At 60.8% G+C, this 14079-nt stretch carries 8 protein-coding genes; 3 read left to right on the top strand and 5 right to left on the bottom strand.

What is annotated here, in order from left to right; all coding sequences use genetic code 11:
- Positions 1–174 precede the first annotated feature (174 nt).
- Entirely contained in the window at positions 175–1797 is a 1623-nt protein-coding gene (locus AC097W_RS18585; RefSeq protein ID WP_479604117.1) for a Vgb family protein, read from the top strand.
- Between the two features lie 29 nt (positions 1798–1826).
- Here AC097W_RS18585 and AC097W_RS18590 read toward each other — a convergent pair whose 3' ends face one another.
- The 5 genes from AC097W_RS18590 to AC097W_RS18610 all read right to left on the bottom strand — a co-directional run bounded on the left by AC097W_RS18590 (position 1827) and on the right by AC097W_RS18610 (position 11586).
- A complete protein-coding gene (locus AC097W_RS18590; RefSeq protein WP_479604118.1) occupies positions 1827–2978 on the bottom strand; it encodes a zinc-binding dehydrogenase in 1152 nt (383 codons plus the stop codon).
- Positions 2979–3021: 43 nt separating this feature from the next.
- Positions 3022–9087, bottom strand: coding sequence for an excinuclease ABC subunit UvrA (gene uvrA, locus AC097W_RS18595; RefSeq protein WP_479604119.1), 6066 nt, complete (start codon positions 9085–9087; stop codon positions 3022–3024).
- Between the two features lie 47 nt (positions 9088–9134).
- Positions 9135–9611: a hypothetical protein gene (locus AC097W_RS18600; protein WP_479604120.1), complete on the bottom strand. Its 477-nt coding sequence runs from the start codon at positions 9609–9611 to the stop codon at positions 9135–9137.
- Positions 9612–9695: 84 nt separating this feature from the next.
- Entirely contained in the window at positions 9696–9866 is a 171-nt protein-coding gene (locus AC097W_RS18605; RefSeq protein WP_479604121.1) for a hypothetical protein, read from the bottom strand.
- Between the two features lie 64 nt (positions 9867–9930).
- A complete protein-coding gene (locus AC097W_RS18610; RefSeq protein WP_479604122.1) occupies positions 9931–11586 on the bottom strand; it encodes an MFS transporter in 1656 nt (551 codons plus the stop codon).
- Between the two features lie 346 nt (positions 11587–11932).
- Here AC097W_RS18610 and AC097W_RS18615 point away from each other — a divergent pair, with 346 nt between their 5' ends.
- Both AC097W_RS18615 and AC097W_RS18620 read left to right on the top strand, forming a co-directional pair.
- Positions 11933–12241: a DUF485 domain-containing protein gene (locus tag AC097W_RS18615; RefSeq protein ID WP_479604123.1), complete on the top strand. Its 309-nt coding sequence runs from the start codon at positions 11933–11935 to the stop codon at positions 12239–12241.
- Positions 12238–14052: a cation acetate symporter gene (locus tag AC097W_RS18620; RefSeq protein WP_479604124.1), complete on the top strand. Its 1815-nt coding sequence runs from the start codon at positions 12238–12240 to the stop codon at positions 14050–14052. Before AC097W_RS18615 ends, AC097W_RS18620 begins: the two co-directional genes overlap by 4 nt.
- The last annotated feature ends 27 nt before the right edge of the window (positions 14053–14079 follow it).

The following is a 14079-nucleotide window of genomic DNA, read 5'->3' on the forward strand; positions in this document are numbered from 1 at the left end:
CCTCGTGGCAGTTGCGTGAGCAGCTTCTATTTTGATAGCAGATTCTCGCCCATTCAGGCAACCTCTGCGGGTACCGACAGGCAGCATAACCGCACCGTCACCCGTGGGACAGCGCAGTCGGGCTACCCACTCCTATAGTGCGTTTCACCTATTCACAACAAAAGGGAGCAACACATGATTCGCAAATGGATTTCCGTTCTGGGCCTGGCGGCCCTGACCGCCTGCACCGCCATGCCACCCACGCGACCGGCGGGCTGGGCCGCACCGGAAGTGCTGGTGGCACCCTCCTCTTTCAGCGGTGTCCATGGATTGGCCATTGACACCCAGGGCCGACTGCTGGCCGGCAGCGTCATTGGATCGAATATCTGGGAAGTGAACCGCCAGACCGGCGCGGCCAAAGTGCGGGTCCCCGCCCCCGAAGGCCAGGCGGACGATATTGCGATTGGCCCCAAGGGTGAGATGGCCTGGACCAACTACCTCATGGGCATGATCCGCTACCGCGAGAACGATACAGCGCCGATGCGGGTGCTGGCCAAGGATCTGCCGGGCATCAACTCGCTGGACTTTGACCGGCGCAACGGCAAGCTGTATGCCTCGCAGGTGTTCATGGGCGATGCACTCTGGGAAATTGATGTGACCGGTGCCAACCCGCCCAGGCTGATCCGCAAAGACATGGGTGGATTCAACGGCTTTGAAGTGGGACCGGACGGCATGCTTTACGGGCCGCTGTGGTTCAAAGGCCAGGTCGCCAAGATCAACCCCGCCAATGGCGACCTGACGGTCATCAACAGCGAGTTCAAAACGCCGGCTGCCGCCAATCTGGACGGCAAAGGCAACCTGTGGGTGGTGGACACCCGCACTGGCGAGTTGAGCCGGGTGGAACTGGCCAGCGGCCGCAAAACCGTGGTAAAGCAACTCAAACCGGCGCTGGACAATCTGGCGATTGCACCCGACGGAACCATCTATGTTTCCAACATGGCAGACAACTCGGTTGAAGCTTACAACCCGGCCACGGGTGAACTGCGTACGCTGACCAGCGGCAAGGTGGCGGTGCCCGCGGGCATCAAGGTGGCGGGTGACTCGCTGTGGGTGGCTGACATCTTTGGTTTCCGCCAGGTCAATCTGGCCACGGGCACCACCACGGATGTGTTCCGGATGCAAGCCTCCGACCTGGAATACCCGTTTGCTGTCGGCGTGTCCTCCCGCCAGTTTGCGCTGGCGTCCTGGTTCACGGGAACGGTGCAGCTGATTGACCGCGCCACCCTCAAAACCGACACCATGCTGCATGGCTTCAAGGCACCCTACGACGCCATCCCCATGGAAGACGGCAGTGTGCTGGTGGCCGAGTTGGCCACAGGCTCCATTACCCGCGCCAGCGGAGCCGAGTTCAAGGACCGCAAGACAGTTGCCATTGGCCTGGCCGGTCCGGTGCAGATGATTCTGGGTACGGATGGCCATTTGTATGTGACCGAGGCTGCCGGCAAACTCACCCGCATTGACCTGGCAACCGGTGCCAAATCAGAGGTGGCCAGTGGCCTGCAGCTGCCCGAAGGCGTGGCGCAAACCCCCTGGGGCAGCCTGATCGTGGCCGAAACCGCAGCGCGCCGTCTGGTGGAAATTGACCCCAGCAATGGCAGCCGCCGCACCGTGGCCGACAACCTGCCCATCGGCCTGGAAGCCGGCCCCGGCATGCCACCGCCCTATGTGGTTACCGGCCTGAGCGTGGGCCCGGACGGCAGCATCTACATGAGTGCAGACCGCAATAACGCCATCTACCGCATCCGGCCCCAGCGCTGAGGTCGGAACGCCCCGAGCCCGCACGCACCCTAAGCCGTCAACCCCTTGCTGGGGTTGAGCAGGTACTTGGTGCCGGTGGCGCGCTGGCCATAGACCGTGATGGCATCCAGCGTCAATGCCTCCGCCAGGGAAATTTCCTTCGAGTAGCTGCTGGCAAAGGTGGTCTTCAATTCTGCGGCCACGCGTTGGCGCAGAGCCTGCGCGGCGGCGGGGCCGATCTTTTGCAGGAACGGGAACAGCAGCCAGCCGCCCATGCCCCAGGTCATGCCGAAGTTGCGGTTGAACTCAGTCGGACGGGTGTCCAGACCCCCATAGATATAGACCTGCTTGTGGGTGGTGGAGCCGTAGCGGCTGTACTCTTTGGCGGCGCGGTTCAGCGCAGCCTCCATGCAACCCAGAATCTGCCCGGCCAGCGGGCCTCCGCCCGTGGCATCAAAGGCAACGGTGGCGCCGGTATCAACCAAGGCCTGGGTCAGATCTTCCAGGAAGGTGGGCGCGCTCAAATTGCACACATACTTGGCACCGATCGCTCTCAGAACGGCTTCCTGCTCGGGTTTGCGAACGATGTTCACGAGGCCGATGTGGTCCTTGAGGCAAATCTTGTTCAGCATTTGCCCCAGATTGGACGCCGCTGCGGTGTGCACCAGCGCCGTGTGCCCCTCACGGCGCATGGTCTCCACCATGCCCAAGGCTGTGAGCGGGTTGACGAAGCAGGAGGCGCCCTCCGCAGCAGTGGTGCCTTCGGGCAGAACCAGGCATTGCTCCACCGGGACGCAGCGGTACTGCGCATACATGGAGCCACCCAGCACCGCCACGGTCTTGCCCAGCAGGGCCTGCGCGGCGGCGGATGCGCCGGCCTCAACGACCATGCCGGCGCCCTCATTGCCCACCGGCATGGGCTGATCCAGCCGCCCGGCCATGCTCTTCATGAAGCGGGCGGGGACCGTGGCAGTGACCACCGGGCTCTCCGCCGTGCCGGATGCCTGGGCCGTTGCCAGGTCGGCGGCACCAAACAACAGCCCGATATCGGACGGATTGATGGGCGTCGCTTCGATGCGAACCACCACCTCGTCGGCCGCAGGCGCGGGCGTGGCGACCTGAACCAGCGAAAGCAGCAGCTCGCCACTGGATTTAACGAGTGATTGCAGTTGAAGGCCCGTACGGGCTGAGGCAGTGTTCATGGGAGGTCTCCTGTTATAAAAAGTTGTCTGTCGGTTAAAGGTATTACCGTGCCAGCACGGCGGCCAAAGCCACGCCGGTGTGCGTGGCCAGCGTGACCACGGCTTCAGGGGTGGCTGCGGCCACCACTTGCCCACCGGCATTTCCGCCGTCCGGCCCCAGGTCAATCACCCAGTCGGCTTCGGCAATCACGTCCAGGTCATGCTCAATCACCACTACACTGTGGCCGCCACCCACCAGGCGGTGCAGCACGTGGATGAGCTTTTCCACATCGGCCATGTGCAGGCCCACGGTGGGCTCGTCGAGCACATACAGCGTGTGCGGCGCTTTGTTGCCGCGCTTGGTGATGTCATCGCGCACTTTGGACAGTTCGGTCACCAGCTTGATGCGCTGCGCCTCGCCACCACTGAGCGTGGGCGAGGGTTGCCCCAGCGTGAGGTAGCCCAGGCCCACATCTTTGAGCAGTTGCAGCGGGTGGCCGATATTGGGCATGGCGGCGAAGAAGCCCACCGCTTCGTCCACCTCCATTTGCAGCACGTCGCCAATGCTTTTGCCGCGCCAGGTCACAGCCAGTGTTTCGGGGTTGAAGCGCGCGCCTTTGCAGGTTTCGCACAGCACTTTCACGTCGGGCAAAAAGCTCATGCCAATGGTGCGGATGCCCTGCCCTTCGCAACCGGGGCAGCGGCCTTCGCCGGTGTTGAAGCTGAAACGATTGGCCGCGTATCCACGAGCCTTGGCCTCCAGCGTGTCGGCAAAGAGTTTGCGGATGGTGTCCCAAAAGCCAATGTAGGTGGCGGGGCATGAACGCGGGGTTTTGCCGATGGGAGTTTGGTCGACTTCGAGCACGCGGTCGATGGTCTCGAAACCGGTGACGCCGTCGCAGCCAGTCCACAGGATTTTCTCGCCCGCGTCGAATGCATCGCGGCCAGCTTTGGTGCTGCGTTTTTGTACGGCGACTTGCACGTTGGTCAGCAGAACGTCCCGCGCAAGGGTTGACTTGCCGGAGCCCGAGACGCCGGTAACCGCGACCAGGCGCTTCAAAGGGATATGGGCGGTGACGTTTTGCAGGTTGTGGAGGTTGGCACCTTTGACTGTGAGCCAGGTGATGGGCTCGGGGGGGGCTGGGTTTGCTGTCATGGCTGGGCCCGCAGCGAGAGCCGTGCCTGCGGCGTTGGTGCGCGCACGGTCTACAAATTCAGCGTTCGCCATCACGCTGGCGGCCGCATTTGCTGCAGCTACTGCGGCAGCCTTCGCAGCTTTTCCCTTGGGTGCTTTGACCCCCGCCACGCTCGCAGCAGCCGCGGCTGAAGCCGGTACGCCGGGTGCCGATTTCGAGCTAGCGAAGCTTGCGTATGAGGCTCCCGGCGTAGCGGCTTCTGCCGCATCCAGCGCCAATGAATCCTCAAACGACACAACAAACCGCCGCAAAGCCATAGGGTGCTGCATCGCATGCAACAAATACCGGCCAGTCTGCGACTCACCAGCCGCCTGAATATCCGCAACAGAGCCCTCGGCAACCAAACGCCCGCCCCGCTTACCCGCGCTGGGCCCGATGTCGATGATGTGATCGGCATGGCGAATGGTTTCCTCGTCGTGCTCCACCACCACCAGCGTGTTGCCCTTGTCGCTCAGCGAGCGCAAGGCACCCAGCAAAATCTTGTTGTCGCGCGCATGCAGGCCAATGGTGGGCTCGTCCAGCACGTAGCACACACCCTGCAAATTGCTGCCCAACTGCGCGGCCAGCCGAATGCGCTGCGCCTCGCCACCACTGAGCGTGGGCGCACCGCGGTCCAGCGTCAGATAGCCCAGACCCACTTCTTCCAGAAACTCCAGACGGCTGCGGATTTCGGGCACCAGGTCGCGCGCAATGTCGGCCTCGCGCGGGGTCATGCCGCCGGCCACTTGCAGCGTTTGCACCCACTTGCGGATGTCGGACACGCTCAGGCGCGCAATGTCGGTAATAGCCACTGCGTTGAACTGCACCGCGCGGGCGGTGGCGTTCAGGCGCGTGCCTTTGCAGGTGGGGCACGCGGCATCCACCAGGTCTTCAATATCGGCCTCGGCAAAGGTTTGCTCGCGGCCTTTGTTGTCGTCGTCCTTTACCGAATCGTCAAAAACTTTGCGCTGGTCTTTGGTGAGAGCCACACCAGTGCCCACGCAATCAGGGCACCAGCCGTGCTTGCTGTTGTAGCTGAACAGGCGTGGGTCCAGCTCCACGTACGACGTAGAACACACCGGGCACGCGCGCTTGGTGGAGAACACCTGCACCGTGCCAATGCCAGCGGCCGACGTGCCGGCCAGCATGGCCTCCTTCAAGCCGTTCATGCCGCCCAGCACATGTACCACGCCCTTGCCATGCACCAGCGCGGTGGCCAGGGCCGCGCGCAGCTGCGCCTCTTGTGCCGGGTTCACATCGAGGCTGGCAACGGGCAACTCGATGTTGTGTTCCTTGAAGCGATCAATGCGCGGAAAAGCCGTGGTCGGCAAGAAGTTGCCATCCACCCGCAAATGCGTGAAGCCGCGCGGACGCGCCCAGTCGGCCAGCTCGGTGTAGACGCCCTTGCGCCCGGACACCAGCGGTGCCAGCAGCCCAATGTGCTGACCGCGAAAGGTTTTGAGCAACTGCGCCGCAATGCTGTCCGCCGACTGCGGCTCCACCGCCGCACCGTCATAAATGCAGTGCTGCGTGCCCAGCTTGACGTAGAGCAGCCGCAAGAAGTGCCACACCTCGGTCGTCGTGCCCACCGTGGACTTGCGCCCACCGCGCGACAACCGCTGCTCAATAGCCACAGTGGGCGGTATGCCATACACCGCATCCACCTCGGGCCGCCCTGCGGGCTGCACGATGGAACGTGCATAGGCGTTGAGAGACTCCAGATAGCGACGCTGCCCTTCGTTGAACAAAATATCAAATGCCAGCGTCGATTTACCCGAACCCGACACGCCCGTCACCACATTGAACTTGCCCCGCGGAATATCCACCGACAAGGACTTGAGGTTGTGCTCTTTCGCGTTGACGATGCGAATGCAGTTATCCGCAGCGAGCGCCAAATACGCAGCCCGCGGCTCAGCCACCAGATGCACCACCCCCATGGCTGCGGCATACTCCCGCAGCGCCTTGCCGGTATGCGACGTCGGGTGCAACAACACATCTTCCGGCGTTCCGAAAGCCACCACTTCGCCCCCCGCATCGCCCCCCTCCGGCCCCAGATCAATCAGCCAATCGGCCGCCCGAATCACGTCCAGATTGTGCTCAATCACCACCAGTGAATTGCCAGCATCGAGCAACTTGCGCAGGGCCCGCATCAGCTTGGCAATGTCATCAAAATGCAGCCCGGTGGTGGGCTCATCCAGCATGAACAAGGTGCCGCGCCGCGCAACGGCCTGGCGGCTGGCAGAGCTGCTCTTGGCCGCATCGGCCAGAAAGCCCGCCACCTTGAGGCGCTGTGCCTCGCCACCCGACAAGGTGGGCACTGGTTGGCCCAGCTTCACATACTCCAGCCCCACATCCACGATGGGCTGCAGTGCACGAATCACATCGCGGTCGCCGGCAAAAATAGCCGCGGCTTCGCTGACCGTGAGGGCCAGCACATCGGCCACATTCAGGCGCACTGCCGGGGCGCCAACGGCACCCGGGCGCTCAATCGTTACTTCCAGAATTTCGGGGCGGTAGCGCTTGCCATCGCAATCAGGGCAACGCAAATACACGTCGCTCAAAAACTGCATTTCAATATGCTCAAAACCCGAGCCACCACAAGTGGGGCAACGCCCGTCACCGCCGTTGAAGCTGAACTTGCTGGCGGTGTAGCCACGCTCACGCGACAAGTCCGCCCCCGCAAACAGCTCGCGCACGGCATCCCATGCACCTACATAGCTCACCGGGTTGGAGCGCGCGGTTTTGCCAATGGGCGACTGGTCCACAAACACCACTTCGCTGATCAGCTCGGCGCCCAGCAGGCGGGCGTGGGCTCCCGGTGTTTCGGTGGCTTTGCCGAAGTGGCGCAAGAGCGCTGGCGCCAGCACATCCTGAATCAGCGTGGACTTGCCGGAACCACTCACGCCGGTGATGCACACCAGACGCTGCAGCGGAATCTCGACCGACACATTCTTCAGGTTGTGCTCGGTGACGCCTTCGAGAATCAGGCGCGGCGTGTTGGCGGCCACCAGCCGCTTGAAGCCCATGCCCACTTGCTTGCGGCCGCCCAGATACGCACCAGTCAGCGTGTCCGCACTGCGCAGGTCTTCGGTCGAACCATCAAACACGATTTGCCCACCGCGCTCGCCTGGGCCGGGGCCCATGTCGATCATGCGGTCGGCGGCCAGCATCACGGCCGGGTCGTGCTCCACCACCACCAGCGTATTTCCGGCATCGCGCAGGCGCTGCATGGCCACGATGATGCGGTGCATGTCGCGCGGGTGCAGGCCGATGCTGGGTTCGTCCAGTACGAACAGCGTGTTGACCAGCGAGGTGCCCAGCGCAGTCGTCAGGTTGATGCGCTGCACTTCACCGCCGCTGAGGGTACGGCTTTGGCGGTCCAGCGAGAGGTAGCCAATGCCCACATCGCACAGGTATTTCAACCGGGTGCAGACTTCTTCCAGCAACAGTTTCAGGGTTTTGACGTCGGCCTCCGAGGTGGCCGAAGTGACGGGTGCCGATTGCAATGCGTCGAAAAACGTCCGTAGCCGGTCAATCGGCATCAGCATCAGGTCGTGCAGACACAAGCCCGGCAGCGCTTCCAGTTGGGCGCGGCTCCAGGTGACGCCCTGCGGCATGAAGCGCTTTTCCGGGGCCAATACCGCATCGGCCTGGGCCTTGGTGCCCATGCGCCACTGCAAGCTTTCGGTCTTCAAGCGCGCGCCACCGCAGGTGCCGCAGGGCGTGTAACTGCGGTACTTGGACAGCAGCACCCGAATGTGCATCTTGTAGGCCTTGGTCTCCAGGTAGGCAAAGAAGCGCTTGATGCCAAACCAGTGCTGGTTCCACTTGCCGTTCCAGTTAGGCGAACCGTTGATCACCCAGCCCTGCTGCTCGGGCGTGAGCTTGTACCAGGCCGTGTCGCGCGGAATGCCTGCGGCCTCGGCATGGCGCATCAGGTCGTCCTGCGCCTCTTGCCATGCGGGAGTCTGCATGGGCTTGACAGCGCCCGCGCGCAGGGTGAGCTTGTCGTTGGGAATGACCAGGCCATAGTCCACTCCCACCACGCGGCCAAAACCGCGGCAGGCCTCGCAGGCGCCCACCGCCGAGTTGAAGGAGAACATCGAAGAAATGGGGTCGGCATAGCGCAAATCGCTCTGCGGGCAATGCAGGCCGGTGGAAAAGCGCCAATCGGGCAATGGCGCACTTGCTATTGAATCAGGAGCGCCTTGCGCAATATCGACGGGGGCTACAGCATCGTTTAATACATAAACATTCAACCGGCCGCTGCCGCGCTTGAGCGCCGTCTCAATCGCTTCCAGGGCGCGGGCTTTTTCCACACCGGCCATGCGAAACCGGTCTGCCACCACATCCAGCACTTTGCGCGGGCCGCTGACGGTCGCCACCTCCCGCTCCGCCTGAATGCGGGTGAATCCGCTGGCGGATAACCACTGCGTCAATTCCTCTGCCGTGGTGCTGGCGGGCAGCTCGACCGGAAAAGTCAGGACCAGTCGCGGATCGGGTGTGGGCGCAAAGCCTGCGGCACGGCGCAGCAACTCAGCGTAGATGGTCTCTGCGGTGTCATGCTGCACCGGCAAGGCGGTGGCCTTGTCAAACAACTGCGCCGCACGCGAATACAGCAGCTTGACGTGGTCGTTGAGCTCCGTCATGGTGCCCACGGTGGAGCGGCTGGAGCGCACCGGGTTGGTCTGGTCAATGGCGATGGCCGGGGGCACGCCCTCCACCTTGTCGACCGCTGGCTTGTCCATGCGGTCCAGAAACTGGCGGGCGTAGGCAGAAAAGGTCTCGACGTAGCGGCGCTGGCCTTCGGCGTACAGGGTGTCGAACACCAGACTGGACTTGCCCGAGCCGCTGGGGCCAGTTACGACCGTCAATTCACCGGTACGGATGTCCAGGTCAAGATTTTTGAGATTGTGCTGCCGCGCTCCGCGAATGCGGATGGTGCCCTGGGACATAGTGAATGGTCTTTCCGGTTGGGGAAAGACATTCTAGGCAGTTGCCCTCAGCCGTTGAGGGCGCGTTCCAATTCCTGACAAGCCTGAGGGCCTGCCGCCTCCTTGATTTTGGGCAGCAAGACCAACAAGTCATCAAAGCCGCTAGCCGATTCAACCGACAGGTTCAGCCGAAATCCGCGCAAGCCCAGCTTGGCGGTGAGTTGGGTCGCCAGCGGTTTGGCCTCTTTGTAACGGTCTTGCGCAGAGCGCGCGCTGAAGGCTTCAACGGCGGACAGTTGTGCGGCCGCCTGCGCAGCCTGCGCCTCCGCCAGCAATGCCTGACCCGGCGCCGGGCTCAGAAACCCGAGCTCCACCATATGGTCCACATCGGTCGGATTGACGCCCATGCCGGATGTGGCTATCAGCACCTGCTCCACGGTCTTGTTGCCATCGAACATGATGAAAGCCGTTCGCTGACGCGACGACAACGCGGCAGAGCGTTCCTTGAACGCCTGCTGACCTGCCTCAGTTTTGATGTATTTCATGGGTCCGTTCTAATCATTTAGAAAACCCCTCCCCAGTTAGCCGTTGTCTTATTCCGGTATTTCCGGATATTTTGTGCACGCAGTTTACTTGTTTGCGCTGGCGGCGGCCATGGGCGCAGATGCCGCAGCTGCAGCAGGCGCATGACTGTCATCCATTCCGTGCTTTTCACCACCCATGTCAATGTCGCCGCCCTTGCTCAGAATGTACAGAGCCAAACCCGCAAAGACGATAAAACCCACCACAATTTTCCACATACAGACTCCGAATAAAAAAGGCCCCGGGCCATGAAGGTCCGGGGCCGTTAACTCAACTCAATGATCAATCGTTTGCGTAGATATCCACGTCTTTGGTTTCCTTGACGAACAACATACCGATGACAAACGTCATACCGGCAATAATGATCGGGTACCACAAGCCGTTGTACATGTTGCCGGTTTGCGCCACGATGGCAAATGCCGTCGTTGGGAGCAAGCCGCCGAACCAGCCGTTACCAATGTGATAAGGCAGGCTCATCGATGTGTAACGAATACGGGTTGGGAACATTTCCACCAGCATCGCTGCAATCGGGCCGTACACCATGGTGACCAGAATCACCAGGTAGGTGAGGATGGCAACAACGGTAACCTTGTCAAATTTGGCCATGTCAGCCTTGGCTGGGTAGCCTGCTGCCTTCAAAGCATCCGCCAGGGATTTCTTGAATGCATCGCCCTGTGTCTTGGCATCTTCCTTGGACAAGCCTTTGGAGGTGTAGCCTTGAATCACAGTGGTGCCCACAGTGATCGTAGCTGCCGTACCCGCAGGTGCCGCGGCGTTGTCATAGCTCACCGAAGCGCCGGCCAATGCCTGTTTGGCGATGTCGCAAGAGCTGGTGAATTTGACGGTACCGGTGGGGTTGAACTGGAACGAGCATTCGGCAGGGTTCGCAGTCACCGTCACTTTGTTCGCCGCTTGAGCAGCGGCCAGATCAGGGTTGGCCGCTTTGGTCAACGCGGTGAACACCGGGAAGTAAGTCACCACAGCCAGCAGGCAACCGGCCATGATGATCGGCTTGCGGCCAATCTTGTCAGACCATGAACCAAAGATCACGAAGAACGGGGTTCCGATGATCAGGGAGATCGCCACCATGATGTTGGCCGTTGCGCCGTCCACTTTCAATGCCTGGGTCAGGAAGAACAAGGCATAGAACTGGCCGGAGTACCAGACCACAGCCTGACCCGCGGTCAAGCCGATCAGGGCCAAAATCACGATCTTCAGATTTTTCCACTGACCGAAGGACTCCGACAAAGGCGCCTTGGAGGTCTTGCCCTCCGCCTTCATTTTGGTGAAAGCAGGAGACTCGTTCATGCTCAAACGGATGTAGACCGACACGGCCAGCAGCAGAATCGACACGAGGAACGGAACACGCCAACCCCAGTCCGCAAACGCTGATTCGCCGATCACGGTGCGGGTACCCAGAATCACCATCAAGCTCAGGAACAGGCCCAAGGTTGCAGTGGTCTGAATCCACGAGGTGTACGCACCGCGTTTGCCCTGTGGGGAGTGCTCCGCCACGTAGGTAGCAGCACCACCGTACTCACCGCCGAGCGCCAGGCCTTGCAACATGCGCAAGGCAATCAGGATCACGGGGGCGGCCACACCAATGGTGGCGTAGTTAGGCAGGATACCCACGATGAAAGTGGACAAGCCCATGATCAGAATCGTCACCAGGAAGGTGTACTTGCGACCAATCATGTCGCCCAGACGGCCAAACACCAGCGCGCCAAAAGGACGCACGATGAAACCGGCAGCAAAAGCCAGCAACGCAAAAATGAAAGCCGAGCCTTCGTCCAGGCCGCTGAAAAACTGCTTGGCGATGATGGCTGCCAACGAGCCATACAGGTAGAAGTCATACCATTCAAAAACCGTACCGAGCGAAGAAGCGAAGATGACTTTCTTCTCTTCTGCGGACATCGGACGTGGGGCTACTGTTGCCATAAATTCGTCTCCTTATAAAAATAAATCCAACCACCCGATAAGAGCGGGTGCCCGGACTATGTTGTCTGGTTCTGACCCATTTCTGACACGACTCCAACAGCAACTGACTTCAAGCTGTTGCCAAACTTACAGAGCAAGGGCAAACCCTTATGACTCATTTCTCATCATGGAAGAAATGCCATCCAAAGAAGAAAAACGTGATTTTTTACACGGCGGAGAGTTAGGGAAAGTCCTAGTATTTCCTTTTGTCTCGTAAGGACTTAGTCAGACCACCCGCACAAGATCCACCCCCTGCAACGCCTGTATTGGGCTGTTGTCAAAGCTGAATCACTGCAGGAGGAGAAATATGATTGATCCCGTTGTGGCCAAAATCGAGGCCAACCCGAAGTACCACGAACTTCGCAGAAAACGCAATACCTTTGGATGGCTGCTGACCGCCGTCATGATGGTTGTGTACTACGGCTACATCGCACTAATTGCTTTTAACAAGCCCTTCCTTGCGCAGCCCATTGGCGATGGAGTCACATCCCTGGGTATTCCCCTGGGCATGGCCGTCATCGTTTTCACTATCGCCATCACCGGCCTGTATGTTCGCCGTGCCAATAGTGAATACGACCGTTTGACCGCTGAAATTCTGAAAGAGGCTTCGAAATGAAGGCCGGACTCCAACTCCTGATAGCCCTGACAGCACTGCTGGCAGCGGCTGCAGCACAAGCGGCTGGCGGTGACCTCGGACAAGTTGACAAGCAACCCACCAACTGGGTCGCCATCAGCATGTTCGGCGTTTTTGTGGTGGGCACCCTGTTCATTACCAAATGGGCGGCTGCCAAAACCAAATCGGCTGCCGACTTCTACACGGGCGGCGGCGGCATTACCGGCTTCCAGAATGGCCTGGCCATTGCAGGTGACTACATGTCTGCGGCTTCGTTTCTCGGTATCACGGCAGCGGTCATGGCCTCTGGCTATGACGGCCTGATCTACTCGATCGGCTTTCTGGTCGGCTGGCCCGTCATCACCTTCCTGATGGCTGAGCGCTTGCGCAACCTGGGCAAATTCACCTTCGCCGACGTAGCCGGCTATCGCTTCCAGCAAAAGCCGATCCGCATTTTTGCGGCTTCCGGCACGCTGGTGGTGGTGGCGTTCTACCTGATCGCCCAAATGGTGGGCGCCGGCTCGCTGATCAAACTGCTGTTTGGTCTGGAATACTGGATGGCCGTGGTGATCGTCGGCGCGCTGATGATGATTTACGTGTTGTTTGGCGGCATGACGGCCACCACCTGGGTGCAGATCATCAAGGCTTGTTTGCTGCTGGCTGGCGTAACCTTCATGGCCTTCATGGTGATGGCCGAATTCGGTTTCAGCTTCGAAGCCCTGTTTGCCAAGGGTGTTGAAGTCAAAACCCTGCTCGCAGGCCACGCCAAGGAATCGGCAGCCGCGGCCGCCGCGGTCGCCGCAGCAGCGGCCTCCACGCCTGAAGCACAGGCCACTGCAGCGGCAGCCCTGGCCAAGGCGCAAGCCATGGATCCCGCGGAAATTGGCCGCGCCATCATGGGCCCCGGCGGCTTCATCAAGGACCCTATCTCTGCGATCTCCTTCGGTATGGCACTGATGTTCGGTACTGCGGGTCTGCCCCACATCCTGATGCGCTTCTTCACCGTGCCTGATGCCAAGCAAGCACGTAAATCCGTGTTCTGGGCGACCACCTGGATTGGCTACTTCTATGTGCTGATTTTCATCGTCGGTTTCGGCGCCATCACCCTGGTGTTAACCAACCCTGAATTTGCCAACGTTGTCACAGGCGTCATCAAGGGCGGCGGCGGCTCGGCCAACATGGCTGCGGTGCTGGTGGCCAAAGCGGTTGGCGGCAATGTGTTCTTCGGCTTCATCTCGGCCGTGGCATTTGCAACCATTCTGGCTGTGGTGGCGGGCTTGACTCTGTCGGGCGCCTCTGCTGTTTCACATGACATCTACGCGACCGTGATCAAAAAGGGCAAGGCTGACAGCGCTTCAGAGCTGAAGATTTCCCGTTTGACGACACTGGCACTGGGTGTGGTGGCGGTGGCTCTGGGCATTGCGTTTGAGAAGCAAAACATTGCCTTCATGGTGTCTCTGGCCTTTGCGATTGCGGCTTCTGCCAACTTCCCCGTGCTGTTCATGTCGGTGCTGTGGAAAGACTGCACCACCAAGGGCGCCGTGATTGGCGGCTTTCTGGGACTGATCGCAGCCGTGGGCCTGACTATCGTGTCACCTTCGGTCTGGGAAGCCACCATGGGCAACCCTAAAGGCTCGGCCTGGTTCCCGTACTCGTCACCCGCACTGTTCTCGATCACGATTGGCTTCGTGGGCGTATGGTTGTTCTCGATCCTCGACCGCAGCCCACAGGCCGCGCAAGAGCGCGCAGCCTACAAGGCGCAGCAAGTACGATCTGAGACCGGTCTGGGCGCGTCAGTCGCTTCGGGCCACTGATTGCATACCGCCGGTTCAAAAAGGCCG

The sequence above is a fragment of the Rhodoferax sp. GT1R46 genome (assembly GCF_056521285.1).

Coding starts and splice junctions, on each gene's coding strand:
- AC097W_RS18620 (WP_479604124.1), top strand. CDS start 12,238: ATGAAGGCCGGACTCCAACTCCTGATAGCCCTGACAGCACTGCTGGCA.
- AC097W_RS18605 (WP_479604121.1), bottom strand. CDS start 9,866: ATGTGGAAAATTGTGGTGGGTTTTATCGTCTTTGCGGGTTTGGCTCTG.
- AC097W_RS18590 (WP_479604118.1), bottom strand. CDS start 2,978: ATGAACACTGCCTCAGCCCGTACGGGCCTTCAACTGCAATCACTCGTT.
- AC097W_RS18610 (WP_479604122.1), bottom strand. CDS start 11,586: ATGGCAACAGTAGCCCCACGTCCGATGTCCGCAGAAGAGAAGAAAGTC.
- uvrA (WP_479604119.1), bottom strand. CDS start 9,087: ATGTCCCAGGGCACCATCCGCATTCGCGGAGCGCGGCAGCACAATCTC.
- AC097W_RS18615 (WP_479604123.1), top strand. CDS start 11,933: ATGATTGATCCCGTTGTGGCCAAAATCGAGGCCAACCCGAAGTACCAC.
- AC097W_RS18600 (WP_479604120.1), bottom strand. CDS start 9,611: ATGAAATACATCAAAACTGAGGCAGGTCAGCAGGCGTTCAAGGAACGC.
- AC097W_RS18585 (WP_479604117.1), top strand. CDS start 175: ATGATTCGCAAATGGATTTCCGTTCTGGGCCTGGCGGCCCTGACCGCC.